Below are 26,992 nucleotides of genomic sequence, written 5' to 3' on the forward strand. Positions count from 1 at the left end.
CTTCCTTCTTACGCACGATCCCGTTGAAAAGGGATCATGCCGTTACGCCACTCCAGCGATCGCCCTGGCGAATTCGCTCGCGGAGAAAGGTTCGAGGTCGTCGACCTGTTCGCCGACGCCGATGAAATAGACCGGCAATTTGTGCTTTGCCGCGATCGCCACCAGAATACCGCCGCGCGCCGTGCCGTCCAGCTTGGTCATCACCAGGCCGTTGACGCCGGCGATGTTGCGGAAGATCTCGACCTGGTTGAGCGCGTTCTGGCCGGTGGTGGCGTCGACCGTCTGCAGCACGGTGTGTGGCGCTTCCGGGTCGAGCTTGCCGAGCACGCGCACGATCTTCTCGAGCTCGGCCATCAGTTCAGTCTTGTTCTGCAGGCGTCCGGCGGTGTCGATGATCAGCACGTCGGAGCCGGCTTCCTTGGCCCTCTCGAAGGCGTCATAGGCGAGGCCGGCGGCATCGGCGCCGAGCTTGGAGGCGATGACGGGCGATTTCGTCCGTTCGCCCCAGATCTTCAGCTGTTCGATCGCGGCGGCGCGGAAGGTGTCGCCGGCGGCGAGCATCACCGACAGGCCGCCATCGGTCAGTTTTGCCGCCAGCTTGCCGATGGTGGTGGTCTTGCCGGTGCCGTTGACGCCGACCACCAGGATGACATGCGGCTTGTGCGAGAGGTCGAGTTCCAGCGGCATGGCGACAGGGGTCAGCACCTTCTCCACCTCGGCCGCCATGATGGCGCGCACTTCGGTGTCGGAGACATCCTTGCCGTAGCGGCTGGAAGCCAGCGCATCGGTAACGCGCAGCGCCGTCTCCATGCCGAGATCGGCGCGGATCAGCACGTCTTCCAGGTCCTGCAGCGTGTCCTCGTCCAGCTTGCGCCTGGTGAAGACGCCGGCAATGTTGCCGGTGAGCTCGCGCGAGGAACGGGCAAGCCCGTCCCGCATGCGCTGGAACCAGGAGCGCCGCGGCGCCGGCTCCGGCGCCTTCACCGGCTCGGCCTTCTGCTCGACCTTCTTGGCGACGGTCACCTTGCCGGGAGCGGGTTTCGGTTCCGGCTTCGGCTGTGGGACGGGCTGCGGCTCGGGCGCGATCTCGGCAAGGACGGGCTGCGTCTCGATTGGTGCCGGCTGACGAATGGGAGGCGCGATTTCCGCCGCCGGGGCCTGAGGCGCGGCAGTCGCTGGCGCGAGTTCGGCAGCAGGTGCCAAATCTTGCGTGCGCTCGCGCTGCCCCTCACCCTTACCCTCTCCCCGTGAAGTACGGGGAGAGGGGGGCGTCGGCGTCGAGGCTTCTTCTTCAATGTTTGCGAGAGAAGGCGTGGCGTCACTGGCAGCTTCCTTCTCCCCGTCTCTATACGGGGAGAAGGTGCCGGCAGGCGGATGAGGGGCGGCGCCAGCTTCTAAAGTCGGCTGTGCGGACGGGGCCGCCGGTGGAGGCACCTCGATCGGTGCTGGTGTCTCGACCGGGATCTCCGCAGGCGGCGCTGGCACTTCGATCGGTGCCGGTTCGGGCTGCCTTTCCGGGCGCGGCGGCACAATCTCCGGCTCGGCAGGTGCCGGAGCGGGGACTTCTTGCGGCTGCGGCTCGGGAGCGGGCTCCGGAGCGGCGGGAGGAAGCGGAATTTCCTCGGGCGCCGGCGGCTCAGGCGCGGGTGCGGGTTCCTCTTGCGGCGCGGGCTGCGGCAGGGGTTCCGGCTCGGCGGGAATCGCCGGCACCGGCATGGGCGGGATGGTCGGAGCGGGCTCGGTTGCCGGTTCCTCGACAGGCGACGGCTGAGGCGCGTCCTTTACCTCCCCCTCGATGGGGGAGGTCCCAAGCGCAGCTTGGGAGTGGGGGTGATCGGCGCTGGCGTCGGCGCTGTCACCCCTCCCCGCCACTTCGTGGCGACCCTCCCCATCGAGGGGAGGGTGGCGCGCTGGTTCCAGCTCCTCGCGCTTCAAAAACTCCGGAACGACCTGTTCGGCAGCCGGCTTCAGCGCATCGAGCTGGTCCCATTTGATCGGGGGCAGCGGGGCGGTCTCGTCGACGCGCTCCTCGACAACCTCTTTCTTGCCGAACGAAAATATCTTCTTGAAAAAACCAGCCATGCTTTGCGTTTCTCAGGCGGCGCGTGCGGCAAGCGGCACTGCGTTGAGCCGGGCGCCATCGTGGCCAGTAATTGTCGCTTCGACGATCTCGCCCGGCGCGCCGGTGCCGAGTGCGGCGAGGGTAAATCCTTCGGTGCGGCCGAGGCCATCGCGCTCGATCAGGATCGACTGACGGGTTCCAGGCAGCGAGGACAGATGGCGCCGATAGGCGGCTTCGCCGGCGGCGCGCAAACGGGCGGCACGCTGCTTGACCAGTTCGCGGCGGACCTGCGGCATGCGCGCGGCGGGCGTGCCCTCGCGCGGTGAAAACGGGAAGACATGGAGATGGGTCAGGCCACATTCCTCGACGATTTTTATCGAGTTCTCGAACATGGCGTCGGTCTCGGTCGGGAAGCCGGCGATGATGTCGGCGCCGAAGACGATCGCAGGGCGCAATTTGCGCACATCCTCGCAGAAACGGATCGACTGGTCGCGCAGATGCCTTCGCTTCATGCGCTTCAGGATCATGTCGTCGCCGGACTGCAGCGACAGATGCAGATGCGGCATCAGCCTGGGTTCGGTGGCGATGGCATCGAGCAAATCGTCGTCGGCCTCGATGGAATCGATCGAGGATAGCCGCAGGCGCTTCACGTCGGGCACCTGCTTCAAAATGGTCTTCACCAGTTTGCCGAGCTTGGGCGCCCCCGGCAGATCGGCGCCGAAACTGGTCATGTCGACGCCGGTCAGCACGATCTCGGCATAACCATTGCCGGCGAGACGCTTGACCTGCTCGACCACGGCGCCCATCGGCACCGAGCGGGAATTGCCGCGGCCATACGGAATGATGCAGAAGGTGCAGCGATGGTCGCAGCCATTCTGCACCTGGACGAAAGCGCGGGCGCGGCCTTCTATGGCATCGACCATGTGGCCGGCGGTCTCGCGCACCGAGAAGATGTCGTTGACGCGGGCCTTCTCGGTGTCGTTGACGCCGAAATCCGGCAGCGCGCGGTACGAGTTTGCCTTCAGCTTCTCTTCATTGCCAAGCACGAGATCGACCTCGTCCATGGCGGCGAATTTTTCAGGCTCAGTCTGCGCGGCGCAGCCGGTGACGATGATACGCGCCTGCGGATTGTCGCGGCGCGCCTTGCGGATCGCCTGTTTGGCCTGGCGGACCGCCTCGCCGGTGACGGCGCAGGTGTTGAAGATCACCGCGCCGCCTTGCAGCGTGCCGAGACCGGCGCTTTCGGCCTCGCGCCGCATCACTTCGGATTCATAGGTGTTCAGCCGGCAGCCGAAGGTCACCACGTCAATGCGGCTGGGGGCCTCGGAAAGGAAGCCGTCGAAATCCGGGCTCCTGGACAGAGCAACCGACATCAGGCCGCGCTTTCGGTGTCGCGGGCCCAGGTGCCGGTCGAGGGATCGAAGCTGCCGGAAAATTCCCACTCGGCGGCACCGGTCAGGATGACGTGGTCGTCCTCGCGCCATTCGACATGCAGCGTGCCACCGCCGGGGGTCAAAAGGCTGACGCTGCGGCCGGTGCGCCTGGTGCGGGCCGCGGCCACCACCGATGCGCAGGCGGCGGAGCCGCAGGCCTTGGTCAGGCCGGCGCCGCGTTCCCAGGTACGGATGATCATGCTCTCGGGTGAGGTCACCTGGGCAATGGTGATGTTGGCGCGCTCGGGAAAGATCGGGTGGTTTTCGAGCAGCGGGCCGAAACGCTCGAGCTCATAGGACCAGACATCGCGGTCGACCCAGAAGATGGCGTGCGGGTTGCCCATCGAGACGGCGGAGGGCGAATGCAGCACCGGAGCGTCGATCGGGCCGATCTGCAATTCGATCATGCGGGTGTCGCGGAACTCCTCGGCGAGCGGAATTTCCTGCCAGCCGAAATGCGGCATGCCCATGTCGACCGAGATCGTGCCGTCGGCATGTTCCCTGGCGTTGAGAATGCCGGCGCGGGTCTCGAAGGTGAAGGTCTTCTGGCCGGTCTCGGCGGCGAGCGCCTGGACGACGCAGCGCATGCCGTTGCCGCAGGCCTGCGCACTGGTGCCGTCGGAATTCAGGATGTCGACATAGTAGGCGGTGCCCGGCGTCTTCGCATCATGGATCGCCATGATCTGGTCGAAGCGGGTCGCGGCATCGGCGTTCAGCGCAAGGGCCGCCGCCGCCGTCACCTGATCGGCACGGCCGCGCATATCGGCGACGATGATCTCGTTGCCGATGCCGTTCATCTTGGCGAAAGGGGCAGTGCTTGCCATTGCTCCGCGAAATTCCGTGTCCGTTTGGCGCTATATGGCGGAAACGGGCGGGAATTACCAGTGCGCAAGCGTGTTCCGTCACGGCGAAGACGCCGGACTGGTCACGGCGAAGACGCCGGACTTAGGTCACCGCGAAGATGCCCAGCACCACCAGCAGGAAGATGACGAGAACGATGCCGATGAGGATGCGCGCGCCGGTGGCCGCGGCTCCGGCCAGCGCCGGCATGCCGAGCAGGCTCGCCGCCGCGGCGACGATGAGCAGGATGATGATCCATTTGATCATGGGAATGCCTCGCAAGCTGGTAGATTTCAAAACCGCATGAAAACGCTTCTGTCGCGCTTGGGTTCCCGCCGGCTGCGAGGCGATGTCAGTGGAAAAACCTAGCCGGCGATCTCGATATCGGTGCTGAACGGCGCCGTCTTGGTCGAGTTCTGGTCATGCATGAGGAAGTTGCACTTGTATTTCCCGGGCGGCAGTCCGTCGAGGGACAGGTCGAGTTTGAAGAAGAGTTCGCGGTTGTGCGAGCGGGAAGCGACCTGAACGCTTCCGATTTTCTCGAAGGTGCCCAAAGCTTCGCCCGAGTCGGAAAGCACGGTGAGGTCGACGGAAAGCGCGATCTGGCTGTTGCCGAGGCCGTCCGACCCATAGCCGTAGCCGACCGGCTCCATATAGAGCACGACCTTCTCGCCTGGCTTGTAGATATGATTGGCACGCTCGCTGTAGATGCCGAAGCCGCCGGCCGAATCGACCTGTTTGACATTCTGCACGGCGAGCGGCATCGCTTGCCACAAGGCCTCCTCGGCGCCGCGGAATTTCTCCAGCGCGCCGGCTCCGTCACCTGCCTGCAGCGCTTTTTCGGCCTCGGCGGCGCGATCAGTGATTTCGCCCGCGAAAGCCGCCGGCACCGAGATTGCCAGTGCCATCAGCGCTGCAAGGATAGATTTCATCCGCATTCCCCTTTTCTGCTGGGCGGACCATCGGCGAAAATGACGGTGCCGTAAATGGCCAATGCAGACTTCAGCCGTGCCCGATCGCCGGCACGTCCCAGACCTCGCCGGGCTGCAAGGCGCGAAAGCGCTCCGGCTGCAGGCCCTCGGCCTCAAGCGCCTCGGCCAGTTTGCGGACCGGCTCGTCCATCGGTTCGTCGGTGAGCTGGAATGTGCCCCAGTGGCAGCCGGCGGCGAAGGCGGCCTTGCACAGCTTCATGCCTTGCACCGCTTCCTCCGGGTTCTGGTGCTGCGGCGCCATGAACCAGCGTGGCTCATACGCGCCGATCGGCAGGATGGCGAAGCGGAAGCCGCCATGTTTGTCCGCCATCAGCCGGTAGTTGATGCCGTCGTGGAAGCCGGTATCGCCGGCGAAATAGAGTTTGCCGCCCGGCGTCTCGATGACGAAGCCGGCCCACAGTGCCATGCGCCGGTCACGGGCACCGCGCGCCGACCAGTGATGCGCCGGCTCGATGTGGATGGCGGCGCGGTCACCGATGTCGATCCTGTCGCCCCAGTCATGCGCCGCCAGCCGCATGCCGGGAACCGCCTCGCCGATCAGCACATCGTTGCCGAGCGGCGTCACCACCAGCGGATCGTCTCTTTCCTTCAGTCGCCTCAGCGTGACGAGGTCGAGATGGTCATAATGGTTGTGGCTGACCAGCACGAGGTCGATCGGCGGCAGGTCGTCGAAGGCGATGCCCGGTGCATTGACGCGTTTTGGCCCGGCGAAGGAGAACGGCGAGGTGCGTTGCGACCAGACCGGATCGGTGAGGATGTTCAGGCCAGCCGTCTGAATCAGCAAGGTCGAATGGCCGACCATGGTGACGGTCAGGTCGGTGCCTTCGACCCTCGCGGACGGCCTCGCCTGCGGAAAGGGACTCGGGCTGGTCGCCGGCCATTTCGCGCGTTGGCCGTTGAGCTGCCATTTCAGCAGATCGGTGAAGCGGCCGGGCATCCGGCCACCGGGATTGAAGAACAAGGTGCCATCGAAATGGTCGCTGGGCGGACCGCTGTAATAGCGGTTGGCGGCTTTCTTTCTCGCGGCCAAGGTATGCTCCAGCGGGTTTCGTCTCCTAGACATAGGCGTTACGCCGGTTGGCGCAAGCATTTGCAGGGCGAATGCGCGGTCGCGGCCGAACTCCACGGATTTGAGCGACGGGGCGAACATGGCAGGTCGTGATTGCGATAAATTTGCAACAATCTTGCCGCAAACCCTATTTTAACCATATCGGGTTGAAATTTCGCCACCTTCTCCATCTTGGTGGAGGGTGATATTGCGCGGACGGCTTCCCCCCAGCCGGATCCGACGGAGGTTGTAATGAATTTTTCGAAAAGCGGTCTTGTGGCCGCATCGCTGGCGGCGCTCGTTGCGAGCGGTTGCTCGACCTCGCGCTTCTCGTCCATGGACGACCAGCAACCGGCGCCGCTGCAGCCGGCGCCGGCCGGCCAGGTGACTTCCAACCAGTTGCCGCCGCCTGCCTCGCCCGGCACCACCGACCCGTCGAAGTTCCCGACCGCTCCGGCGAACACGCAGGTTGCGTCCTTGCCGCCGGACGGCCAGGCGCCCGCCGGGGCCTCGGATCTCAGCGCGGCAGCCGTCGCCGGCGTCTGGAATGCCAGCGTTTCCGGGCAGAGCTGCAAGATCGCGACGCCGCAGACCAAGTTCGGCGCCGGCTTCCGCGCCGGGCCGCTGCATTGCCCGGCTCCGATCGACGGCATCAAGTCGTGGAACGTCGCCGGCAAGCAGCTGACACTTTACGATGAGAATGGCGGCTCGCTGGCGCGGCTCTATTCCTCGGGCGGCTCGAAATTCGACGGCCAGACTTCCAACGGTCAGCCGATTTCGCTTACTAGGTAGCCCGATCTCCCCAGTGCATGTCGCCCAAACTGGGGCTCCGGTTTTGGGGCAACGACGTGCATGAGAAAAACGACGTGACCGATGCATCTGCGTGACGGCCTCCAGACCCATGCGACCGTCAGGCAGCGCTACGACCACCTGGTGGAAACCGGCGCGATCGGACGCGATCCGGCGCAGGAGCTGATCGCCGCGGCGCTCGACCGGCTGACCGACGAGATCTCGGCCAAGCGGCTGGCGCACAAGTCCAGCGCGCTGGGCTGGCTGTTTGCCCGCAAGCGCGAGACGCATGAGGCCGTCAAAGGCCTCTACATCCATGGCGGCGTCGGCCGTGGTAAGACCATGCTGATGGACATGTTCTTCGAGCTGCTGCCGGTACGGCGCAAGCGCCGCGTGCATTTCAACGACTTCATGGCCGATGTGCAGGACCGCATCCAGAAGCACCGGCAGGCGCGCAAGAACGGCGACGTCAAAGAAGACGATCCGATCCCGCCCGTGGCCAAGGCGCTGGCTGAGCAGGCCTGGGTGCTGTGCTTCGACGAATTCTCGGTCACCGACATCGCTGACGCGATGATCCTGTCCAGGCTGTTTTCGGCGCTGTTCGCCAATGGCGTCGTGTTGATCGCTACTTCGAACGTGGCGCCGCAAGATCTCTACCGTGATGGGCTCAACCGCCAGCTGTTCCTGCCGTTCATCGGCATATTGGAACGACACGCGCAGGTGCTGTCGCTCGACAGCGACAAGGATTACCGGCTGGAAAAGCTCGCCCGCACGCCGGTCTATGTCACGCCAGCCGACGACACGGCCGACCGGACGCTGGACGAGGCCTGGCGGACGATGACGCGCGGCGCGCCGACAGCCGCGACCTCGCTGACGCTGAAGGGCCGGCAGGTTCTGGTGCCGGCCGCCGCCGGCGACGCGGCGCGGTTCTCCTTCGCAGATCTGTGCGAAAAACCGCTTGGCGCGCGTGATTTCCTGGCCATCGCCGGACGGTTCTCGACCATCTTCATCGACCATGTCCCGGTGCTGGGCGAAGGCAAGCGCAACGAGGCCAAGCGCTTCATCCTGTTGATCGACACGCTTTACGATCATCATGTGCGGCTGGTGGTGAGCGCCGAGGCGCCGCCACAAGAGCTTTACGTGGCAAAACGCGGCGTCGAGGTGTTCGAGTTCGAGCGCACGGCCTCTCGCCTGATCGAGATGCAGAGCCGCGACTGGCTGGAGGACTGGGCTGAGCGGCGAAAAGAAAGGGCGCCGCCGGCTGCGGCACCGCGGGCTCAAGCCCTGCCTTCGTCGTCCTAAGCAGATGGACCCAAAGCAGAGCGAAGACCCTGGTCACTAAAGCCTGTACGCATACATGACGAAACTCTCCGCTTCCCCATGCGGCTCCTTGCGCGACTCATAAAGTGCCCGGGCCGGGAGGTTGCCGGGTTCGGTGCCAACCCAGGCCTCCTCGCAGCCATTCTCCCTGCCGATCGCGAACATCGCGTCGAGCATTTTGCGCGCGATACCCTGGCGCTGGAAGGCGGGCGATACGCCGACCTCGTCGATGTAGAGTTCCGCAACCTTGTCAGGATGGCGGTGGATCACCGCCGCACATTGACCGACAACCGCGCCGTCAGCCAGGGCTACGACCATGAAATGGCCGGGTTGGCTGAGATAGGCTGCCAATCGATCCGGCCTGACCGGTTCGTCGAACACATCCTCGGCGATCCGCATCACAAGGGCGTCATCGCCGGCTTCAAGCCTTACGATCTCCATCTTCATTGTGTAACTTCTCCCAAGTCGGCTTACAAACTTTGACGTTTACGTAAATCCCAATCCATCTAACCGATTGAAAATGTTCACTCCAAAATAATCGTTTGAATTTATCTTGCACCGGGGCTATTGGGTGCGGCGAAATCTCGCGGGTTTCCTCAGCATTCCGGCCTCTTCCTCGACGCCGTCATCAAGTCGTCAAAGATTTGGGCGCAGTCACAGACAAAGGGAAAACATCCTCACATGGCACGCAACAAGATAGCGCTTATCGGCTCGGGCATGATCGGCGGCACGCTGGCCCACATGATCGGCCTCAAGGACCTCGGCGACGTGGTGCTGTTCGATATTGCCGAGGGTATTCCGCAAGGCAAGGGGCTCGATATCGCGCAATCGTCGCCGGTCGATGGTTTCGACTCCCGGCTGACCGGCGTCAACGACTATGCCGGCATCGAGGGCGCCGATGTCTGCATCGTCACCGCCGGCGTGCCGCGCAAGCCGGGCATGAGCCGCGACGATCTGCTGGGCATCAACCTAAAGGTCATGGAACAGGTCGGCGCCGGTCTGAAGAAGTACGCGCCCAAGGCCTTCGTCATCTGCATCACCAACCCGCTCGACGCCATGGTATGGGCGCTGCAGAAGTTTTCCGGCCTGCCCAAGACCCATGTCGTCGGCATGGCCGGCGTCCTCGACAGCGCGCGCTTCCGCTATTTCCTGGCCGAGGAATTCAAGGTTTCGGTCGAGGACGTCACCGCCTTCGTGCTCGGCGGCCACGGCGATTCCATGGTGCCGATGATCCGCTACTCGACGGTGTCGGGCATTCCGCTGCCCGACCTCGTCAAGATGGGCTGGACCTCGAAGGAGAAGCTCGACCAGATCGTGCAGCGCACCCGTGACGGCGGCGCCGAGATCGTCGGCCTGCTCAAGACCGGCTCGGCCTATTACGCGCCGGCGGCCTCGGCGATTTCCATGGCCGAAGCCTATCTCAAGGACAAGAAGCGCGTGCTGCCCTGTGCGGCCCACCTCTCCGGCCAGTATGGCGTCAAGGGCACCTATGTCGGCGTTCCCGTGGTGATCGGCGCCGGCGGCGTCGAGCGCATCATCGAGATCGACCTCAACAAGAGCGAACAGAAGATGTTCGACAGTTCGGTGGCGACGGTGCAGGGCCTGACCGAGGCCTGCGTCAAGATCGCGCCGCAGCTCGCCTCGAAGTGAATCCCACCAAAACGTCGACCCCGGCAAAACGACCTGGAGATAGTTCCCGATGAACATCCATGAATATCAAGGCAAGGCGCTGCTGAAGAGCTTTGGCGCGCCGGTGGCCGAAGGCGTGCCGGTGTTCAAGGCAAGCGAGGCGGAAGCCGCGGCACGCGCGCTGCCCGGCCCGCTCTATGTGGTGAAGAGCCAGATCCACGCCGGTGGCCGCGGCAAGGGCAAGTTCAAGGAACTGTCGACCGACGCCAAGGGCGGCGTGCGGCTGGCGAAGTCGGTCGCCGACGTCGTCGCCAACGCCAACGAGATGCTCGGCCACACGCTGGTGACAAAGCAGACCGGCCCGGCCGGCAAGCAGGTCAACCGCCTCTATATCGAGGACGGCGCCGACATCGAGCGCGAGCTTTATCTGTCGATCCTGGTCGACCGTTCGGTCGGCCGCATCGCCTTCGTCGTCTCGACCGAAGGCGGCATGGACATCGAGGCGGTCGCCCACGACACGCCGGAAAAGATCATCACCGTCGCCATCGATCCGGAAAAGGGCGTCACGGCGGATGACGTGAAGGCGCTTAACACAGCCCTCAAGCTCGACGGCGACGCGGCCAAGGACGGTGGCACGCTGTTCCCGATCCTCTACAAGGCCTTTGTCGAGAAGGACATGAGCCTGCTCGAGGTCAATCCGCTGATCGTCATGAAGAACGGCCGGCTGCGCGTGCTCGACGCAAAGGTGTCGTTCGACAACAACGCGCTGTTCCGCCATCCGGACGTGCTTGAACTGCGCGACACCACCGAAGAGGACGAGAAGGAGATCGAGGCGTCGAAATACGACCTCGCCTATGTCGCGCTCGACGGTAATATCGGCTGCATGGTCAACGGCGCAGGGCTTGCCATGGCGACGATGGACATCATCAAGCTTTATGGCGCCGAACCCGCCAACTTCCTCGATGTCGGCGGCGGCGCGTCCAAGGAGAAGGTGACGGCGGCGTTCAAGATCATCACCAAGGATCCGGCGGTCAAAGGCATACTGATCAACATCTTCGGCGGCATCATGAAGTGCGACATCATCGCCGAGGGCGTGATCGCCGCGGTCAAGGAAGTCGGGCTGGAAGTGCCGCTGGTGGTGCGCCTGGAAGGCACCAATGCCGAACTCGGCAAGAAGATCATCAACGACAGCGGCCTCAACGTCGTGTCGGCCGATGATCTGGACGACGCAGCCAAGAAGATCGTGGCGGCGGTGAAGGGCTGAGCCTGTGCCTCCACGCAAGATAAACCTGGTCGAGGCGGCGGATCAAAAGATCAGCAAGGTCTTCGATCCGCATATCGCCGGCGACGTCAATGACAGCCAGGCCAAGGTCGCCAAGTTCGGCGAGACCTTCGACTGGCATGCGCATGAGCATGAGGACGAAGCCTTCCTCGTGCTGCGGGGCAGGATCGCCATCGATTTCCGCGACGGTCCGGTCGAGCTCGGCGAGGGCGATTTCATCGTCGTGCCGAAGGGCATCGAGCACCGGCCGCGGTCGCTGACCGCGGAACCCGTGGTGCTGATGTTCGAACCGTCAACGACGCTCAACACCGGCAACGCCAAGAGCGACCTCACCGTCACCGACCTGAAGCGGCTCTGACCATGAACGCGGCTTCCTTCTCCTCGCTCTCGGCCGATCACCAGCGCCTGCAGGCGCTGGTCGGCGCGTGGCGCGGCGAGGAAGAGGTGGCCGATACGCAATGGGCCGATGGCGGCGCAGCAACGGCGGAAGTGCTGGCAGAGGCACAGTTCGGCGGCCTGTTCGTGGTGCAGCGCTATCGCCAGCGCCGCGACGGAACCATCTCGTTCGGCTCGCACAGCGTGTTCGGCTTCGACCAACAGAACAGCCTCGTCACCATGCATCAGTTCGATTCGATGGGCTTCGTGCCGGCCTCGCCGGCGACAGGCACATGGAACGGTGCGGAGCTCACTCTGGAGCGGTCGTCGCCGCGCGGCTCCGCACGCGTGACGTATCTGTTCGACGATGCCGATGCCTACCGCATGCGACTGCATTTCAAACCCGCCGGCAGCGATGGCTGGCAAGACATGGTGAGCGGCGTCTACCGACGCGTCTCGCCTTCCTCGATCAACAGTCTTTAGAAAAGGGCTCCGATGTCCATTCTCGTCGACAAGAACACCAAGGTGCTGGTGCAGGGCCTGACCGGCAAGACCGGTACGTTCCACACCGAACAGGCGCTGGCCTATCACGGCACCAAGATGGTGGGCGGCATCCATCCCAAGAAGGGCGGCGAGACCTGGACAGGGTCGAAGGGCGAGAGCCTGCCGATCTTCGCCACCGTCGCCGAAGGCAAAGCACGGACAGGCGCCAACGCTTCCGTCATCTATGTGCCGCCGGCGGGCGCCGGCGAAGCGATCCTGGAAGCGATCGAGGCGGAGATCCCGCTGATCATCTGCATCACCGAAGGCATTCCGGTGATGGACATGGTCAAGGTCAAGGCGCGGCTCGACCGCTCGACCTCGCGGCTGATCGGGCCGAACTGCCCGGGCGTACTCACGCCTGACGAATGCAAGATCGGCATCATGCCCGGAAACATCTTCCGCAAGGGCTCGGTCGGCGTTGTTTCGCGCTCGGGAACACTTACCTATGAGGCCGTGTTCCAGACCACCAATGTCGGCCTCGGCCAGACCACGGCCGTCGGCATCGGTGGCGACCCGGTCAAGGGCACCGAGTTCATCGACGTGCTCGAGATGTTCCTCGCCGACGACGAGACCAAGTCGATCATCATGATCGGCGAGATCGGCGGTTCGGCCGAGGAAGACGCCGCGCAGTTCCTCAAGGACGAGGCCAAGCGCGGCCGCAAGAAGCCGATGGCCGGCTTCATCGCCGGACGCACGGCGCCGGCCGGCCGCACCATGGGCCATGCCGGCGCGGTCATCTCCGGCGGCAAGGGCGGCGCCGAGGACAAGATCGCGGCGATGGAATCGGCCGGCATCAAGGTCTCGCCATCGCCGGCGCGGCTTGGCACGACGTTGGTTGAAGCCATCAAGGGCTGAGCGTCGGCGCCGGCAGTGGAATGAGAGCCGACGGCGGTTCGTTGGCTTTGAGGGGACAAGAAGGGCGGGTGAATCGCCCACTATCGCGGCGCTGCCGCAAACGTAAGGAGACGGAGCCAGGCTCCGCTGAAACGACATGGCAAGACAAGATCAGGCCAACGACCAATTCTCGCTCACCTCGTTCCTCTACGGCGGCAACGCCGATTACATCGACGCGCTCTATGCCGCCTATGAAGACGATCCCGCCTCGGTCAATCCCGAATGGCAGGAGTTCTTCGCCGGGCTGAAGGACGATGCCGGCGATGTGCGCAGGAACGCCAAGGGCGCTTCCTGGGCCAAGCCGTCCTGGCCGCTGCAGGCCAATGGCGAATTGGTGTCGGCACTCGACGGCAATTGGGGCATCGTCGAGAAGCATCTGGAAAAGAAGGTCAAGGACAAGGCGGTCACCAACGGCATCGTGCTCTCAGACGCCGACGTGCACCAGGCGACGCGCGATTCGGTGCGCGCCATCATGATGATCCGCGCCTACCGCATGCGCGGCCATCTGCACGCCAATCTCGACCCGCTCGGCATCGCCAAGCCGCTCGAGGACTACAACGAACTGTCGCCGGAGAATTACGGCTTCACCGCAGCCGATTACGACCGGCCGATCTTCCTCGACAATGTGCTGGGGCTCGAATTCGGCACCATCCGGCAGATGCTGGAGATCCTGACCCGCACCTACTGCTCGACGCTGGGCGTCGAGTTCATGCATATCTCGGACCCTGAGGAGAAGGCCTGGATCCAGGCGCGCATCGAAGGCGCCGACAAGGAAATCTCCTTCACCACGACCGGCAAGAAGGCGATCCTGCAAAAGCTGGTCGAGGCCGAAGGCTTCGAACAATTCATCGACGTCAAGTACAAGGGCACCAAGCGCTTCGGCCTCGACGGCGGCGAGGCGCTGATCCCGGCGCTGGAGCAGATCGTCAAGCGCGGCGGCCAGCTCGGCATGAAGGAGATCGTGCTCGGCATGGCGCATCGCGGCCGCCTGAATGTGCTCAGCCAGGTGATGGCCAAGCCGCACCGGGCTATCTTCCACGAATTCAAGGGCGGCTCGGCAGCCCCCGACGAGGTCGAGGGCTCGGGCGATGTGAAGTACCATCTCGGCGCCTCGTCGGACCGCGAGTTCGACGGCAACAAGGTGCATTTGTCGCTGACCGCCAATCCCTCGCATTTGGAAATCGTCGATCCCGTGGTGATGGGCAAGGCGCGCGCCAAGCAGGACTATCTGTTCGGCCGCGGCCGCGAGGAGATCGTGCCGCTGGAAGAGCGCGCCAAGGTGCTGCCGCTGCTCCTGCATGGCGATGCCGCTTTCGCCGGCCAGGGCGTGATCGCCGAAATCCTCGGCCTGTCGGGCCTGCGCGGCCACCGCGTCGCCGGCACGCTGCATTTCATCATCAACAACCAGATTGGCTTCACCACCAATCCGCGCTTCTCGCGCTCGTCGCCCTATCCGTCCGACGTCGCCAAGATGATCGAGGCGCCGATCTTCCACGTCAATGGCGACGATCCGGAAGCCGTGGTGCACGCCACCAAGGTGGCGATCGAATTCCGCATGAAGTTCCACAAGCCGGTGGTCGTGGACATGTTTTGCTACCGCCGCTTCGGCCACAATGAGGGCGACGAACCGGCCTTCACCCAGCCGATCATGTACCGCAACATCCGCACCCACAAGACTACGGTGCAGATCTATGGCGACCGGCTGATCGCCGAGGGCCACATCACCCAGGCCGAGCTCGACCAGATGAAGGCCGACTGGCGCGCGCATCTGGAATCCGAGTGGGAAGTCGGCCAGCATTACAAGCCCAACAAGGCCGACTGGCTGGATGGCGCCTGGTCTGGCCTGCGCACGGCCGACAATCAGGACGAACAAAGGCGCGGCAAGACCGCGGTGCCGGTCAAGACGCTGAAGGAAATCGGCAAGAAGCTGACCGAGGTGCCGAAGGGTTTCGAGGCGCACAAGACCATCATCCGCTTCCTCGAAAACCGCCGCGAGGCGATCGAATCCGGCGAAGGCATCGACTGGTCGACGGCGGAGGCGCTGGCTTTCGGCGCCATCCTGCTCGACGGCAATCCGATCCGCCTGTCGGGGCAGGATTCCGAGCGTGGCACCTTCTCGCAGCGCCATTCCGTGCTCTACGACCAGCGCGACGAGACCCGCTACATCCCGCTCAACAATCTGTCGGCGGCGCAGGCCGGCTACGAAGTCATCAACTCGATGCTGTCGGAAGAGGCGGTGCTGGGCTTCGAATATGGCTACAGCCTGGCCGAGCCGAAGGCGCTGACCTTGTGGGAAGCGCAGTTCGGCGACTTCGCCAACGGTGCCCAGGTGGTGTTCGACCAGTTCATCTCTAGCGGTGAGCGCAAGTGGCTCAGAATGTCGGGCCTCGTCTGCCTGTTGCCGCATGGCTATGAGGGCCAGGGTCCGGAGCATTCCTCGGCCCGGCTGGAGCGCTTCCTGCAGCTTTGCGCCGAAGACAATATGCAAGTCGCCAACTGCACCACGCCGGCCAACTACTTCCACATCCTGCGCCGGCAGCTGAAGCGCGATTTCCGCAAGCCGCTGATCCTGATGACGCCGAAGTCGCTGCTGCGCCACAAGCGGGCGGTGTCGACGCTGCCGGAAATCTCGGGCGAAAGCTCGTTCCACCGGCTGCTGTGGGACGACGCGCAGTTGTTGCCCAACCAGCCGATCAAGCTCACCAAGGACAGCAAGATCCGCCGCGTCGTGCTGTGCTCGGGCAAGGTCTACTACGACCTCTACGAGGAGCGCGAGAAGCGCGGCATCAACGACATCTACCTGCTGCGCGTCGAACAGCTCTATCCATTCCCGGCCAAGGCGCTGATCACCGAACTGTCGCGTTTCCGCAACGCCGAGATGGTGTGGTGCCAGGAGGAGCCCAAGAACATGGGCGCCTGGTCGTTCATCGACCCGTATCTGGAATGGGTGCTGGCGCATATCGACGCCAAGCATCAGCGCGTTCGCTACACCGGCCGGCCGGCGGCCGCGTCGCCGGCGACGGGATTGATGTCCAAGCACCTTGCCCAGCTCGCCGCCTTGCTCGAAGACGCGCTCGGCGAATAAAGCAGGCGAATAGAACAGAACCGACAAGAACGGACAGGCACAATGGCTACCGAAATCCGCGTTCCCACTCTCGGCGAATCCGTCACCGAGGCGACCATCGGCAAATGGTTCAAGAAGGTCGGCGATGCCATTGCCGTCGACGAGCCGCTGGTCGAGCTTGAAACCGACAAGGTGACGGTGGAAGTTCCGGCGGCCGCCGCCGGCACGCTGGGCGAAATCGTCGCCAAGGAAGGCGAGACGGTGGGTGTCGGCGCTTTGTTGGGTTCGATCTCGGCAGGCGGCGCCGCCGCGCCGGCGACCAAGCCGCAGGCGGTTTCGCAGGCCTCGTCGCCGGATGCGGCGTCGACCAGCAAGCAGGCCGCGGCCGAGACCGCCAAGATCGCCGGCGATGGCGGCGCGGTCGAGCCGCGCAGCATGCCGCCGGCGCCGGCTGCCGCAAAACTGATCGCCGAGAACAATCTGTCGGTCGACCAGCTGTCCGGTTCGGGCAAGCGCGGCCAGGTGCTGAAGGGCGACGTGCTCGACGCCATCGCCAAGGGCGCGCCGTCGCAGCCGGCCGAGACGCCCAGGGCGGCGCCGGCACCGATTGCCGTGCGTGCGCCATCTTCCGGTGACGATGCCTCGCGCGAAGAGCGCGTGCGCATGACCAAATTGCGCCAGACCATCGCGCGCCGGCTCAAGGAAGCGCAGTCGACCGCGGCGATGCTGACCACCTTCAACGAGGTCGACATGTCGGCGGTGATGGCGCTGCGGACCAAGTACAAGGACGTGTTCGAGAAGAAGCACGGCGTGAAGTTGGGCTTCATGGGCTTCTTCACCAAGGCCGTCACGCACGCGCTGAAGGAAATCCCGGCGGTCAATGCCGAGATCGACGGCACCGACATCATCTACAAGAACTTTGCCCATGTCGGCGTCGCCGTCGGCACCGAGAAGGGCCTCGTCGTGCCGGTCGTGCGCGACGCCGACCAGATGTCGATCGCCGAGATCGAGAAGGAAATCGGCCGGCTCGGCATCGCCGCGCGCGATGGCAAGCTGTCGGTCGCCGACATGCAGGGCGGCACGTTCACCATCTCCAATGGCGGCGTCTATGGTTCGCTGATGTCGACGCCGATCCTCAACGCGCCGCAGTCGGGCATTCTGGGCATGCACAAGATCCAGGACCGGCCTGTCGTGGTCGGCGGCCAGATCGTAATCCGGCCGATGATGTATCTGGCGCTGAGCTACGATCACCGCATCGTCGACGGCAAGGAAGCGGTCACCTTCCTGGTGCGCGTCAAGGAAAGCCTGGAGGATCCGGAACGGCTGGTGCTCGATCTCTGAGGCGGTCGGATGGCAGCTCGCGGCAGAGGCGGCCAATGATGGCCCGTTTGCTTGGGTCTGCCAAACTGGCTGTGCTTATGGCCGGCATGGCGCTGGCTCCCGCAACCGCCCATGCCGCCTGCCCGATCGAACTCGCCGTCTATGGCGATGCGCAAAGCGGCAGCGAGATCGATTTTACCCCGACCGGCACCTCCGCCACCGTCACCAACACGTTCCGCATGATCCTCGACAACAATGTGGTGCTGAACGGCATCGTCATGTGGACCGAGGGCGTGGCACGGCCGAACGGCGCGCTGATGTTCAAATGCCCGGAGGGCGACACCACCGGCGCCGAGCTCGCCGCCTGTACCCCCTGGCACGGCGTCATCTACACGTCTGACGACAAGGGCAGCATCGGGCTCTTGCCGGCAGAAGGCGTCGAGGCGCCGAAGACGCTGATCCTGCCGGATCTCGGTCCGATGCTGCGTCAGTCGTCGGCCTATGGCGGCAACGGCTTCTCGAAAGTGCCGTCGGACGTTTTTACGTTGAAGGGATGCCAGGAATGAGCGAAGCGCAGAAGGTCCTGCTGGTCACCGGCGGCAGCCGTGGCATCGGCGCCGCCATCTGCCGGCTTGGCGCGAAGGCCGGCTATCGCGTCGCGGTCAACTATGCCTCCAACAAGGCTGCCGCCGACGCCTGGTCAGCGACATCAAGGCTGCCGGCGGTGATGCTTTCGCGGTCAAGGGCGATGTCGGCAGCGAGGCCGATATCCTCTCGATCTTCGAGGCCGTCGACCGCACCCATGGCCGGCTCGACGCCTTCGTCAACAATGCCGGCATCGTCGACGCCAAGGCGCGCGTCGACGAAATGAGCGCGGCACGGCTCGAGCGCATGATGCGCATCAATGTCGTCGGTTCGATCCTGTGCGCCCGCGAGGCGGTCAAGCGCATGTCGACGCGCCATGGCGGCAACGGCGGAGCGATCGTCAACATTTCCTCGGCGGCGGCGGTGCTGGGCGCGCCGGACAATTATGTCGACTATGCCGCCTCCAAGGGCGCCATCGACACGTTCACCATCGGGCTCGCCCGCGAGGTGGCGCTGGAAGGCATCCGCGTCAACGCGGTGCGGCCGGGCATCATCGACACCGACATCCATGCTTCCGGCGGACAGCCGGACCGGGTGGCGCTGATCCAGGACACGCTGCCGATGAAAAGAGCCGGCACCGCCGATGAAGTCGCGGGTGCGGTTCTCTATCTTCTATCCGATGCCGCGTCCTATACGACGGGCGCGATCCTGAACGTTAGCGGCGGCCGCTGAGCGCCAAGCAAAGGGAAACAAACATGGCTTATGACGTCGTTATCATCGGATCGGGACCCGGCGGCTATGTCTGCGCCATCAAGGCGGCGCAGCTCGGCCTGAAGGTGGCGGTGGTCGAGAAGAACGCCACCTTCGGCGGCACCTGCCTCAACATCGGCTGCATCCCGTCCAAGGCGCTGCTTCATGCCTCCGAAATGTTCGCCGAGGCCGGCCATTCCTTCGACACGCTGGGTGTCGAGATACCAGCGCCGAAGCTCAACCTGAAGAAGATGATGGCGCACAAGGATGCGACGGTGTCGTCCAACGTCAACGGCGTCGCCTTCCTGTTCAAGAAGAACAAGATCGACAGTTTCCGCGGCACCGGCAAGGTGGTCGCGGCAGGCAAGGTGTCGGTGACGGGCGAGGACGGCAAGGTCGAGGAGGTCGAGACCAAGAACATCGTCATCGCCACCGGTTCCGATGTCGCCGGCATTCCCGGCGTCAAGGTTGATTTCGACGAGAAAATCATCGTGTCGTCGACCGGCGCGCTGTCGCTGGACAAGGTTCCCGGCCACCTCGTGGTGGTCGGTGGCGGCGTCATCGGCCTCGAGCTCGGCTCGGTCTGGGCGCGGCTCGGCGCCAAGGTCACCGTGGTCGAGTTCCTCGACACGATCCTCGGCGGCATGGACGGCGAGGTCTCCAAACAGTTCCAGCGACTGCTGTCCAAGCAAGGCTTCGAGTTCAAGCTCGGCGCCAAGGTCACCGGCGTCGCCAAGGCGAAGAAAGGCGCAACCGTCACCTTCGAGCCGGCCAAAGGCGGCGCCGCCGAGACCGTCGCGGCCGATGTCGTGCTGATCGCCACCGGGCGCCGCGCCTATGCCGACAGTCTTGGGCTGAAAGAGGCGGGGGTCGAGGTCGACGAGCGCGGCCGCGTCAAGACCGACGGGCACCTGCGGACCAACGTGCCGGGCATCTATGCCATCGGCGACGTCATCGCCGGGCCGATGCTGGCGCACAAGGCCGAGGACGAGGGTGTCGCGGTGGCCGAAACCATCGCCGGCCAGGCCGGCCATGTGAACTACGAGGTCATTCCGAGCGTCGTCTACACCAGCCCGGAAATCGCCTCGGTCGGCAAGACCGAGGAAGAACTGAAGAAGGCCGGCATCGACTACAAGGTCGGCAAATTCCCGTTCAGCGCCAATGGCCGCGCACGCGCCATGCTGCACACGGACGGCTTCGTGAAGATCCTCGCCGACAAGGCCAGCGACCGCGTGCTCGGCGTGCACATTGTCGGCTTCGGCGCCGGCGAGATGATCCACGAAGCGGCTGTGCTGATGGAGTTCGGCGGCTCGTCGGAAGATCTCGCCCGCACCTGCCACGCGCATCCGACAATGTCGGAAGCGGTGAAGGAGGCGGCGCTGGCCACCTTCTTCAAGCCGATCCATATCTAAGGCGCCCGACCCTTCGACCGCGCGAAACAAACAAAACGGCCCGCCTTTCGACGGGCCGTTCGTATCTTGATGTCTAGCCGATCAGTTGGCCGGTGCCGGAGCGGGTGCTGGCGCAGGCGCCGGAGCGGGCGCAGGAGCCGGTGCTGGCGCCGGAGCTGGCGCGGGAGCCGGAGCTGGGGCCGGAGCTGGCGCAGGAGCCGGTGTGCTGGCCGCTGGCGCTTCGGCGGGTGCCGGATGCTCGCCGCTTCTGCCGAAAACGTAATACGCGACAATCGCCAGGATAACGACGACCAGAGCAATCAGCCAGGGGCTGCCGCCGCCACCGCCGCTTGGCCTGTCGTTGGATGGATTCGCCATAAAAGTGTCCTCCGTGGATGAAAATGATCAATCAACAGCCATCAACGTGCAACCGTTGAATGGGTTTCACGCTAGGGAAGGAAAGCGCCGAAAACGCGGCGTTTGGCCTCCCACTGCCATCCGACTCAATTGACGGCGGTGACAGTATAGCCGGCTTTGCGGAAATCCTCGACCAGTCCCTCGGGACCGGGCAGGTGGAGCGCGCCGACCGCCATGAAGGCATTGCCCCTGGCCAGGATCGGTCCGGCATGATCGACCATCACCTTGTTGCGGCTGGTGATCATGGTTTCCTCGAAGGCGGCATAGCCCGAGGGGTCGTTCTGCTCGTCCGGCATGGCGGCGCGGAACAATGGCCAGAACATGCCGGTGTCGCCGCGCTGGTAGAGCACGATCATGGTCTCGTTGATGTCATTGACCTTGTCGCCGAGCTTCAGCGTGTCGACCAGGCCCTTCATGTGGAAGGCAAGCGGCAGCGAGGCCATGGCGCGTAGCTGGCTCTCGGCCGTTTCCAGACCTTCCACCAGCTTGCCGGCCGCCTTGGCGCTCTCGGCCAGCTTGACGTCGAGCACCGGTGCTCCGCCGGACTGGCGGGCGAGTTCGCAGGCCGGCAGCGCCATCATCGCCGACAGCATCCACGGCTTCATCTTGGCGACGGTTGCCGGCGGGATGCCGCGCGCGTCGAGCGCTGCATTCATCGCCGCCGCTTCGTCCGGCTTCAGCAAGGATGACAGCGTCGTGGAGTCGGTGAACATCATCAGGTCCGGCTCCTTCAGCATCGCCGTCATCATCTTCTGCTTGTCGAGCACGTCGGTGGTTTCGATGATGAGGGTGCCGGCGGCGTCAAAGGCCCTCTGTGCTTCCGGCGGCAACGTTGTGACGCGCGGGTCGGTCATGTGCATGGTGCCGAACAGATAGGATGGCTGTTCTCCCGATTTCTCAAGCTTCCACAGCAGGCCCTTGCCATTCAGCGTGGCGGCGGCTTCCGCCTCGATCTTGCTGTAGGTGGCAGGGCTGCTCTTCTGCAGGGCCGACAGCATGTCGGCACCGCTGCAGGTCGGGACGTCCGCATGCGCCCTGCCGGCCGCGAACAGCAGCATGGCAAGGAAGGACAGGAAAAACAGCACGTTGAGTGCGACAAGCAGCTTCAGCGAGATGGAAGCTGCACGGTCGGCGATGGCAATGACGCGTTTCATGGCCCCTTTCTAAGGGGGAAAAGCGGCAAAACGGTTAATTGGTAGGTCGAAATTGAAGGGTTCACGCCCTTGGATGGGCCGATTCGTAGATTTCAAGCAGCCTTGCGGTGTCGACGCCGGTGTAGATCTGCGTCGTCGACAGGCTCGCATGGCCAAGCAGCTCCTGGATGGTGCGCAGATCGCCGCCGCGGCCAAGCAGATGGGTGGCGAAGGAGTGGCGCAGCGCGTGCGGCGTCGCGGTGTCGGGCAGGTTGAGCGCCGAACGCAGTTTGGCCATGTCGCGCTGGATGATGGCCGGATTGAGCGGGCCGCCGCGCGCGCCGCGAAACAACAGGCCTTTGGGATCGAGATGATAGGGGCAGAGCCGGCGGTATTCGGCGATTGCTCTGAGCGCCACCGGCAGCACCGGTACCAGCCGCGTCTTGCCGCCCTTGCCGGTGACGCGCAGCACTGTGTCGGCCTCGGACGCCAGATCGGCGCCGGCGAGGCCGAGCGCTTCGGAAATGCGCAGCCCCGAGCCGTAGAGCAGCGTCAGCACGGCGGCGTTGCGGGCGGCGATCCAGGGCTCTTCGGCCAGCTGGCCTTCGACCGACACGACCTGTTTGGCGTCGCTCGCGGTCAGCGGTTTTGGCAGCGATTTGGGCTGGCGCGGCGCGCGCAGCGCGGCGGCGCCGGCGGCGTTGACCAGGCCACGGCGTTCGAGGAAACGCAGCAGCGAGCGGATGCCGGCCAGGCCTCGGCCCAGCGTGCGGGCGCCGGCGCCGGCGTTGCGGCGGGCGGCGAGAAAGCCGCGCAGGTCGGCCGGGCGCAGATTGGCGATGTCCGAGATGCCGGGCGAGCCACCACAATGGCCGGTCAGGAAATGCAGGAACTGGCGCGTGTCGCGCTCATAGGCTTCCACTGTCTCGGGCGACAGCCGACGTTCACGCGCGAGCATCTTCAGCCAGCTTTCACGCGCCGCCTGGAGATCGGGTTTCGCCGGGATGAGGAATTCCTGCATGGCGGCATTTTCCTGCATCCGGGTTAGGAAGCGGTGAAGAGCCCGTCATTGAAATGACAGCCGCGTGGGGTTAGAGCAGGCCAAAGGATATTCGCGATGAGCAAGCCGCAAAACCCTGTCCAGATGGCCGTGATCGGCGCCGCCCATGGCATCAAGGGCGAACTCAGGGTGAAGACCTTCACCGGCGATCCGATGGCGCTGGCCGATTATGGGCCGCTCTATGCCAGGGACGGCCGCGCCTTCCAGATCACAGACATAAGGCCGGCCAACACCGTCGTCGTGGTGCGTTTCAAGGGCATCAGCGACCGCAATGCCGCCGAAGCGCTCGCCGGTACGGAGCTTTTCGTCGACCGCTCTGTGCTGCCGGACGATGGCGAGGAGGATGAATTCTACCATGCCGACCTGGTTGGACTGGAGGTTCGCGACGACACCGGCACTGCGCTTGGCAAGGTGGTTGCCGTGCATAATTTCGGCGGCGGCGACATTCTCGACGTGACGCTCGCCGGCCGCAAGGGCGTGCTGATCCCATTCACCCAGGCCGCCGTGCCTGATGTGTCGATCGCCGAGGGCTTTGTCCGCGTCGACCCGGTGGCGGCCGGGCTGGTCGAGGACGAGGATGACGATGCGCCGCGCGAGGAAGACTTCGACCCGAAGGGCAGGCCGCGCGGACCGCGCGACGCCGGGGGCAACCGGTGACATTCAAGGCCTCGGTGCTGACGCTCTACCCCGAGATGTTCCCGGGCGCGCTTGGCCTGTCGCTGGCGGGCCGCGCGCTCGAGGCCGGCACCTGGTCGCTGGAGGCGATCCAGATCCGCGACTTCGCCACCGACAAGCACCGCACCGTCGACGACACGCCGGCCGGGGGTGGCGCCGGCATGGTGATGCGCGCCGATGTCTTGGCCAAGGCGATCGACCATGCCTCGCCGCCGGGCGATGCGCGTCCGCGCCTTTTGATGAGCCCGCGCGGCAAACCGCTGACCCAGGCGCGGGTGCGCGAGCTTGCCGCCGGGCCGGGCGCCGTCATCCTGTGCGGCCGCTTCGAGGGCGTCGACCAGCGGCTGATCGACGCGCGCGGCCTGGAAGAGGTGTCGATCGGCGATTTTATCCTCTCCGGCGGCGAGCCGGCGACGCTCGTGCTGCTCGACGCGGTGGTGCGGCTGCTGCCCGGCGTGATGGGCAATGCGGTGTCCGGCGAGGAAGAGAGTTTTGAAAACGGCCTGCTCGAACATCCGCACTACACAAGGCCGCAGGAGTTCGAGGGGCGCGCGATTCCCGAAGTGCTGATCTCCGGCAATCACAAGAAGATCGCTGCATGGCGGCGGGCGGAGTCCGAGCGGCTGACCAGCGAGAGGCGGCCGGACCTTCTCGGCGCTCACCCCTTGGTAAAATAATAAAACGCCAGAAACAGGCCGACGGCGACGACGATGCCGCGCACCACGTTCTGCGGCACGCGCTTGGCGATCCACACGCCGGCATAGCCGCCGAGCGCACCGCCCGGGATCATGACGATCGCCTGCGGCCAGGCAACGACGCCACCCGAGACGAAGACGATGATCGCCACCGCGGCAACGACCACGGCCAGCATGTTCTTCAGCGCGTTCAGCCGGTGGTAGTCGCCGGCCTGCGTCAGGCCGAGCGTCGCCAGCATCATCACGCCCATGCCGGCGCCGAAGAAGCCGCCATAGATGGCGGTGACGAACTGCGCCAGCGAACCGGCGAGCGAGCCGACCGCCGCCTCATGGCCGGGTTTTGGTGTTGGCTTCAGCCACGGCCCGGCGGCAAACAGGGCGGTTGCGCCCAAGAGCAACCACGGCACCATGACGCGGAAGGAAGGGTTGGACAGTGCCAGAAGGATGAAGGCGCCGGCCAGCGCACCGGCCGCCGAGATCAGGCAAAGCACCAGGGCACCGCGCCAGAAGTGCCTGATATCGGTCCAGTAGGCGAGCGTCGAGGTGATGTAGCCCGGGAACTGCGTGACCGAGGAGGTGGCGTTGGCGACGATCGGCGGCACGCCGACCAGTGTCATGGCGCCGAAGGTGATGAAGGTGCCGCCGCCGGCGACCGCATTGGCGGTGCCGGACAGGAAGCCCGCCAGGAACAGCAGGATGGCGTCGAAGACAGACATGGAATGCCGCCGCGGAAAACTCTGTTATGTCAGGCTTAGAAAGGCCTGAGGGCCGGCGCAACCCGGCACGAAGCGATTACGATGGTGCCATGCCGGCAAAAAAGACTCGTGCGCGGGCGTGACAAAGCGCCGAAATAGCTGTATGTCGCCGCCGAACCGGAAGAAGAATCTGCCGGACCCGTCAACAATGACGGTGTAGTCGCCCCTGTCCGATGTCTTGCAGACGAATGTCTCGGAGGCAAAGGACATAGCCGAGCGGTCAATGGAACTGCAAGGCGAGTGTCGGACGCTCTGACTGTCGGAAGAACAAGAAGTGGACTATTGAGATGGATCTCATCCGTCAGCTCGAGGCCGAGCAGGCCGCCAAGATCGAAGCCAAGCGCAAGCTCCCCGAATTCCAGCCCGGCGACACCGTGCGCGTCCAGGTCCGCGTGACCGAAGGCACCCGCACCCGCGTCCAGGCCTATGAAGGCGTCGTCATCGCCCGCGCCGGTTCCGGCTTCCAGGAAAATTTCACCGTCCGCAAGATCTCCTATGGCGAAGGCGTCGAGCGCGTTTTCCCGGTCTTCTCGCCGATGGTCGAGGGCGTCGAGATCGTTCGCCGCGGCAAGGTGCGTCGCGCCAAGCTCTATTACCTGCGCGACCGTCGCGGCAAGTCGGCCCGTATCTCGGAAAACACCGGCGTCCGCGCCCGCAAGCTCAACGATGAGGAGCGCGACGCGCTGAACGCTGAGAAGGCCCGCATCGAGGCCGAGAAGGTCGCCGCCGCCCAGGCGCTGGCCGCCGAGACGGCCGCCAAGGAAGCCGCCGAGAAGAAGGCCGCCGCCGAGGCTGAGGCAGCCAAGGCCGCCGAGGCGACCCCGGCCGAATAAGGCTTTCGGAAATCCCATTCAAAAAAGGCGGCTTCGGCCGCCTTTTTTCGTTTCACCAGACTGTGAGCGCTTCCGGCCCTCGAAACAGGATCAGGCTGTTGACGGCATATTATCTTGTGTACTAAATAATCGTGCACAAGATAATTGGAGATTTGAAATGGCACTCTACACCACACAGGCTCACGTCACCGGCGGCCGCGCCGGCCATGGTGAGACCAGCGACGGCCTGCTCAAGGTCGATCTGGCGATGCCCAAGGAACTCGGCGGGCCGGGTGGCGCGACCAATCCCGAGCAGCTTTTCGCCGTCGGCTACGCCGCCTGCTTCGAAAGCGCCATCCGCTTCATCGCGCGCAAACAGAAGCTGCCGCTCACGGATGCCGGGGTAACCTCCACCGTCAGCCTGCTTCCCAATGGCGAGGGCTTCAAGCTCGGTGTCGCGCTCGCGGCGCAGACGAAAGGCCTTGATCAGGCGGCCGCGGAAGCGCTTGTATCGGAAGCGCATAATATCTGCCCCTATTCGAACGCCATCCGGGGCAATGTCGAGGTGGCGCTTTCGGTAAAGGCGGCATGACGGGAAAGACCATAAAGAGCCCCAGAGACGTCCCGGCGGCGGCCGCCGGGACAGTGGGGGTTCCGCGACTCGATCAGCAACTCTGCTTCGCGCTCTATTCGGCGAGCGGGCTGATGACCAAGCTCTATCGGCCGTTGCTCGATCCGCTCGGGCTGACTTATCCGCAATATCTGGTCATGCTGGCGCTATGGGAGCACGCGCCGAGCACTGTGGGCGCGCTTGGCGAGGCGCTGGGCCTCGATTCCGCGACGCTGACGCCGCTGCTCAAGCGGATGGAGGCGGGCGGGCTCGTCACCCGCCGGCGCGATGCCGCCGATGAGCGCCGCGTGCTGGTCGAGCCGACGGCCAAGGGCCAGGCTCTGAGTGCGCGAGCGCAGGATGTGTCCGCGGCGCTTGCCTGCAGCGTGCCGCTCCAACCTGGTGAAGCAAAAGCGCTGCACGCGACGCTCACCCATCTCGTTGCCGACTTGCGCAACGCCGTGGTGGAAGACGCCTCGGCGGATGCGGAGGCGCTGGTTTCCGGTTCGAGATAGCCA

At 64.8% G+C, this 26,992-nt stretch carries 26 protein-coding genes and 1 pseudogene; 17 read left to right on the forward strand and 10 right to left on the reverse strand.

Annotated elements, in window-relative coordinates; translation table 11 throughout:
• Window positions 1–42: 42 nt before the first annotated feature.
• From ftsY to AB4Z43_RS21280, 6 genes are all read right to left on the reverse strand, one after another.
• Window positions 43–2,082: a signal recognition particle-docking protein FtsY gene (ftsY, locus tag AB4Z43_RS21255; protein ID WP_441938883.1), complete on the reverse strand. Its 2,040-nt coding sequence runs from the start codon at window positions 2,080–2,082 to the stop codon at window positions 43–45.
• A 12-nt stretch (window positions 2,083–2,094) separates the two neighbouring features.
• Complete coding sequence (mtaB, locus tag AB4Z43_RS21260; RefSeq protein WP_441938884.1) at window positions 2,095–3,435, reverse strand: tRNA (N(6)-L-threonylcarbamoyladenosine(37)-C(2))-methylthiotransferase MtaB; 1,341 nt, start codon at window positions 3,433–3,435, stop codon at window positions 2,095–2,097.
• Complete coding sequence (dapF, locus tag AB4Z43_RS21265) at window positions 3,435–4,319, reverse strand: diaminopimelate epimerase (RefSeq protein WP_038650590.1); 885 nt, start codon at window positions 4,317–4,319, stop codon at window positions 3,435–3,437. The genes mtaB and dapF overlap by 1 nt, the downstream gene beginning before the upstream one ends.
• A gap of 121 nt (window positions 4,320–4,440) precedes the next feature.
• Window positions 4,441–4,602, reverse strand: a complete 162-nt coding sequence (locus AB4Z43_RS21270; protein ID WP_010912345.1) for a DUF1328 family protein — start codon at window positions 4,600–4,602, stop codon at window positions 4,441–4,443.
• A 98-nt stretch (window positions 4,603–4,700) separates the two neighbouring features.
• The gene (locus tag AB4Z43_RS21275) at window positions 4,701–5,267 is read right to left on the reverse strand and encodes a hypothetical protein (protein WP_202361284.1); all 567 of its coding nucleotides are present in this window, start codon (window positions 5,265–5,267) and stop codon (window positions 4,701–4,703) included.
• A gap of 70 nt (window positions 5,268–5,337) precedes the next feature.
• Complete coding sequence (locus tag AB4Z43_RS21280; protein ID WP_441938885.1) at window positions 5,338–6,390, reverse strand: MBL fold metallo-hydrolase; 1,053 nt, start codon at window positions 6,388–6,390, stop codon at window positions 5,338–5,340.
• 237 nt (window positions 6,391–6,627) lie between these two features.
• On the opposite strand from AB4Z43_RS21280, the gene AB4Z43_RS21285 reads away from it, so the two are divergent.
• Together AB4Z43_RS21285 and zapE are read left to right on the forward strand one after the other, a co-directional pair.
• Entirely contained in the window at window positions 6,628–7,167 is a 540-nt protein-coding gene (locus AB4Z43_RS21285) for a protease inhibitor Inh/omp19 family protein (RefSeq protein WP_019862043.1), read from the forward strand.
• An 81-nt stretch (window positions 7,168–7,248) separates the two neighbouring features.
• Window positions 7,249–8,466, forward strand: a complete 1,218-nt coding sequence (gene zapE / locus AB4Z43_RS21290) for a cell division protein ZapE (protein WP_038650586.1) — start codon at window positions 7,249–7,251, stop codon at window positions 8,464–8,466.
• Window positions 8,467–8,502: 36 nt separating this feature from the next.
• On the opposite strand, the gene AB4Z43_RS21295 is transcribed toward zapE, so the two are convergent.
• Window positions 8,503–8,931 carry a GNAT family N-acetyltransferase gene (locus AB4Z43_RS21295; RefSeq protein WP_069090514.1) on the reverse strand — a complete coding sequence of 143 codons (429 nt, stop codon included), beginning with the start codon at window positions 8,929–8,931 and terminating at the stop codon, window positions 8,503–8,505.
• Between the two features lie 234 nt (window positions 8,932–9,165).
• Here AB4Z43_RS21295 and mdh point away from each other — a divergent pair, with 234 nt between their 5' ends.
• The 10 genes and pseudogenes from mdh to lpdA all read left to right on the forward strand — a co-directional run bounded on the left by mdh (window position 9,166) and on the right by lpdA (window position 20,338).
• Window positions 9,166–10,134, forward strand: a complete 969-nt coding sequence (gene mdh, locus AB4Z43_RS21300) for a malate dehydrogenase (RefSeq protein WP_019862040.1) — start codon at window positions 9,166–9,168, stop codon at window positions 10,132–10,134.
• Between the two features lie 49 nt (window positions 10,135–10,183).
• Window positions 10,184–11,377, forward strand: a complete 1,194-nt coding sequence (sucC, locus tag AB4Z43_RS21305) for an ADP-forming succinate--CoA ligase subunit beta (protein WP_038650580.1) — start codon at window positions 10,184–10,186, stop codon at window positions 11,375–11,377.
• A gap of 4 nt (window positions 11,378–11,381) precedes the next feature.
• Window positions 11,382–11,753: a cupin domain-containing protein gene (locus tag AB4Z43_RS21310; protein WP_441938886.1), complete on the forward strand. Its 372-nt coding sequence runs from the start codon at window positions 11,382–11,384 to the stop codon at window positions 11,751–11,753.
• 2 nt (window positions 11,754–11,755) lie between these two features.
• The gene (locus tag AB4Z43_RS21315) at window positions 11,756–12,253 is read left to right on the forward strand and encodes a DUF1579 family protein (protein WP_441938887.1); all 498 of its coding nucleotides are present in this window, start codon (window positions 11,756–11,758) and stop codon (window positions 12,251–12,253) included.
• 12 nt (window positions 12,254–12,265) lie between these two features.
• A complete protein-coding gene (gene sucD, locus AB4Z43_RS21320) occupies window positions 12,266–13,168 on the forward strand; it encodes a succinate--CoA ligase subunit alpha (RefSeq protein ID WP_095774800.1) in 903 nt (300 codons plus the stop codon).
• A gap of 136 nt (window positions 13,169–13,304) precedes the next feature.
• The gene (locus tag AB4Z43_RS21325; RefSeq protein ID WP_019862035.1) at window positions 13,305–16,292 is read left to right on the forward strand and encodes a 2-oxoglutarate dehydrogenase E1 component; all 2,988 of its coding nucleotides are present in this window, start codon (window positions 13,305–13,307) and stop codon (window positions 16,290–16,292) included.
• A gap of 42 nt (window positions 16,293–16,334) precedes the next feature.
• Complete coding sequence (gene odhB, locus AB4Z43_RS21330) at window positions 16,335–17,612, forward strand: 2-oxoglutarate dehydrogenase complex dihydrolipoyllysine-residue succinyltransferase (RefSeq protein ID WP_019862034.1); 1,278 nt, start codon at window positions 16,335–16,337, stop codon at window positions 17,610–17,612.
• Between the two features lie 38 nt (window positions 17,613–17,650).
• Complete coding sequence (locus AB4Z43_RS21335) at window positions 17,651–18,157, forward strand: hypothetical protein (RefSeq protein WP_223217838.1); 507 nt, start codon at window positions 17,651–17,653, stop codon at window positions 18,155–18,157.
• Window positions 18,154–18,908, forward strand: a pseudogene (locus AB4Z43_RS21340) (SDR family oxidoreductase). The gene AB4Z43_RS21335 and the pseudogene AB4Z43_RS21340 overlap by 4 nt, the downstream one beginning before the upstream one ends.
• Window positions 18,909–18,931: 23 nt before the next feature.
• A complete protein-coding gene (gene lpdA, locus AB4Z43_RS21345) occupies window positions 18,932–20,338 on the forward strand; it encodes a dihydrolipoyl dehydrogenase (protein ID WP_019862031.1) in 1,407 nt (468 codons plus the stop codon).
• 482 nt (window positions 20,339–20,820) lie between these two features.
• Here the strand turns inward: lpdA and AB4Z43_RS21350 are convergent, their stop codons facing one another.
• Window positions 20,821–21,888 (reverse strand): TraB/GumN family protein, encoded by a 1,068-nt coding sequence (locus tag AB4Z43_RS21350; protein WP_441938888.1) that lies wholly within the window; start codon window positions 21,886–21,888, stop codon window positions 20,821–20,823.
• 61 nt (window positions 21,889–21,949) lie between these two features.
• Window positions 21,950–22,888: a tyrosine recombinase XerC gene (locus AB4Z43_RS21355; RefSeq protein ID WP_064981746.1), complete on the reverse strand. Its 939-nt coding sequence runs from the start codon at window positions 22,886–22,888 to the stop codon at window positions 21,950–21,952.
• Between the two features lie 96 nt (window positions 22,889–22,984).
• Here AB4Z43_RS21355 and rimM point away from each other — a divergent pair, with 96 nt between their 5' ends.
• Window positions 22,985–23,584 carry a ribosome maturation factor RimM gene (gene rimM, locus AB4Z43_RS21360; RefSeq protein WP_038650557.1) on the forward strand — a complete coding sequence of 200 codons (600 nt, stop codon included), beginning with the start codon at window positions 22,985–22,987 and terminating at the stop codon, window positions 23,582–23,584.
• A complete protein-coding gene (gene trmD, locus AB4Z43_RS21365; RefSeq protein WP_019862027.1) occupies window positions 23,581–24,279 on the forward strand; it encodes a tRNA (guanosine(37)-N1)-methyltransferase TrmD in 699 nt (232 codons plus the stop codon). Before rimM ends, trmD begins: the two co-directional genes overlap by 4 nt.
• Here the strand turns inward: trmD and AB4Z43_RS21370 are convergent.
• On the reverse strand, window positions 24,261–25,013 hold the full coding sequence (locus AB4Z43_RS21370) for a sulfite exporter TauE/SafE family protein (protein ID WP_019862026.1): 753 nt from the start codon (window positions 25,011–25,013) through the stop codon (window positions 24,261–24,263). The genes trmD and AB4Z43_RS21370 overlap by 19 nt on opposite strands.
• Window positions 25,014–25,339: 326 nt before the next feature.
• Between AB4Z43_RS21370 and rplS the strand changes: the two genes are divergently transcribed.
• From rplS to AB4Z43_RS21385, 3 genes are all read left to right on the forward strand, one after another.
• Window positions 25,340–25,885, forward strand: a complete 546-nt coding sequence (gene rplS, locus AB4Z43_RS21375; protein WP_019862024.1) for a 50S ribosomal protein L19 — start codon at window positions 25,340–25,342, stop codon at window positions 25,883–25,885.
• A 157-nt stretch (window positions 25,886–26,042) separates the two neighbouring features.
• The gene (locus AB4Z43_RS21380; RefSeq protein WP_019862023.1) at window positions 26,043–26,456 is read left to right on the forward strand and encodes an organic hydroperoxide resistance protein; all 414 of its coding nucleotides are present in this window, start codon (window positions 26,043–26,045) and stop codon (window positions 26,454–26,456) included.
• The gene (locus AB4Z43_RS21385; RefSeq protein WP_019862021.1) at window positions 26,453–26,989 is read left to right on the forward strand and encodes a MarR family winged helix-turn-helix transcriptional regulator; all 537 of its coding nucleotides are present in this window, start codon (window positions 26,453–26,455) and stop codon (window positions 26,987–26,989) included. Before AB4Z43_RS21380 ends, AB4Z43_RS21385 begins: the two co-directional genes overlap by 4 nt.
• Window positions 26,990–26,992 lie beyond the last annotated feature (3 nt).

The sequence above is a fragment of the Mesorhizobium sp. 2RAF45 genome (genome assembly GCF_052115225.1).
GTDB classification, from domain to species: Bacteria; Pseudomonadota; Alphaproteobacteria; order Rhizobiales; family Rhizobiaceae; genus Mesorhizobium; species Mesorhizobium jarvisii.

Excerpts from the sequence above, each read along its gene's own strand:
- ftsY (WP_441938883.1), bottom strand. The coding sequence starts at position 2,082 with ATGGCTGGTTTTTTCAAGAAGATATTTTCGTTCGGCAAGAAAGAGGTT.
- mtaB (WP_441938884.1), bottom strand. The coding sequence starts at position 3,435 with ATGTCGGTTGCTCTGTCCAGGAGCCCGGATTTCGACGGCTTCCTTTCC.
- dapF (WP_038650590.1), bottom strand. The coding sequence starts at position 4,319 with ATGGCAAGCACTGCCCCTTTCGCCAAGATGAACGGCATCGGCAACGAG.
- AB4Z43_RS21270 (WP_010912345.1), bottom strand. The coding sequence starts at position 4,602 with ATGATCAAATGGATCATCATCCTGCTCATCGTCGCCGCGGCGGCGAGC.
- AB4Z43_RS21275 (WP_202361284.1), bottom strand. The coding sequence starts at position 5,267 with ATGAAATCTATCCTTGCAGCGCTGATGGCACTGGCAATCTCGGTGCCG.
- AB4Z43_RS21280 (WP_441938885.1), bottom strand. The coding sequence starts at position 6,390 with ATGTCTAGGAGACGAAACCCGCTGGAGCATACCTTGGCCGCGAGAAAG.
- AB4Z43_RS21285 (WP_019862043.1), top strand. The coding sequence starts at position 6,628 with ATGAATTTTTCGAAAAGCGGTCTTGTGGCCGCATCGCTGGCGGCGCTC.
- zapE (WP_038650586.1), top strand. The coding sequence starts at position 7,249 with ATGCATCTGCGTGACGGCCTCCAGACCCATGCGACCGTCAGGCAGCGC.
- AB4Z43_RS21295 (WP_069090514.1), bottom strand. The coding sequence starts at position 8,931 with ATGAAGATGGAGATCGTAAGGCTTGAAGCCGGCGATGACGCCCTTGTG.
- mdh (WP_019862040.1), top strand. The coding sequence starts at position 9,166 with ATGGCACGCAACAAGATAGCGCTTATCGGCTCGGGCATGATCGGCGGC.
- sucC (WP_038650580.1), top strand. The coding sequence starts at position 10,184 with ATGAACATCCATGAATATCAAGGCAAGGCGCTGCTGAAGAGCTTTGGC.
- AB4Z43_RS21315 (WP_441938887.1), top strand. The coding sequence starts at position 11,756 with ATGAACGCGGCTTCCTTCTCCTCGCTCTCGGCCGATCACCAGCGCCTG.
- sucD (WP_095774800.1), top strand. The coding sequence starts at position 12,266 with ATGTCCATTCTCGTCGACAAGAACACCAAGGTGCTGGTGCAGGGCCTG.
- AB4Z43_RS21325 (WP_019862035.1), top strand. The coding sequence starts at position 13,305 with ATGGCAAGACAAGATCAGGCCAACGACCAATTCTCGCTCACCTCGTTC.
- odhB (WP_019862034.1), top strand. The coding sequence starts at position 16,335 with ATGGCTACCGAAATCCGCGTTCCCACTCTCGGCGAATCCGTCACCGAG.
- AB4Z43_RS21335 (WP_223217838.1), top strand. The coding sequence starts at position 17,651 with ATGGCCCGTTTGCTTGGGTCTGCCAAACTGGCTGTGCTTATGGCCGGC.
- lpdA (WP_019862031.1), top strand. The coding sequence starts at position 18,932 with ATGGCTTATGACGTCGTTATCATCGGATCGGGACCCGGCGGCTATGTC.
- AB4Z43_RS21350 (WP_441938888.1), bottom strand. The coding sequence starts at position 21,888 with ATGAAACGCGTCATTGCCATCGCCGACCGTGCAGCTTCCATCTCGCTG.
- AB4Z43_RS21355 (WP_064981746.1), bottom strand. The coding sequence starts at position 22,888 with ATGCAGGAATTCCTCATCCCGGCGAAACCCGATCTCCAGGCGGCGCGT.
- rimM (WP_038650557.1), top strand. The coding sequence starts at position 22,985 with ATGAGCAAGCCGCAAAACCCTGTCCAGATGGCCGTGATCGGCGCCGCC.
- AB4Z43_RS21370 (WP_019862026.1), bottom strand. The coding sequence starts at position 25,013 with ATGTCTGTCTTCGACGCCATCCTGCTGTTCCTGGCGGGCTTCCTGTCC.
- rplS (WP_019862024.1), top strand. The coding sequence starts at position 25,340 with ATGGATCTCATCCGTCAGCTCGAGGCCGAGCAGGCCGCCAAGATCGAA.
- AB4Z43_RS21380 (WP_019862023.1), top strand. The coding sequence starts at position 26,043 with ATGGCACTCTACACCACACAGGCTCACGTCACCGGCGGCCGCGCCGGC.
- AB4Z43_RS21385 (WP_019862021.1), top strand. The coding sequence starts at position 26,453 with ATGACGGGAAAGACCATAAAGAGCCCCAGAGACGTCCCGGCGGCGGCC.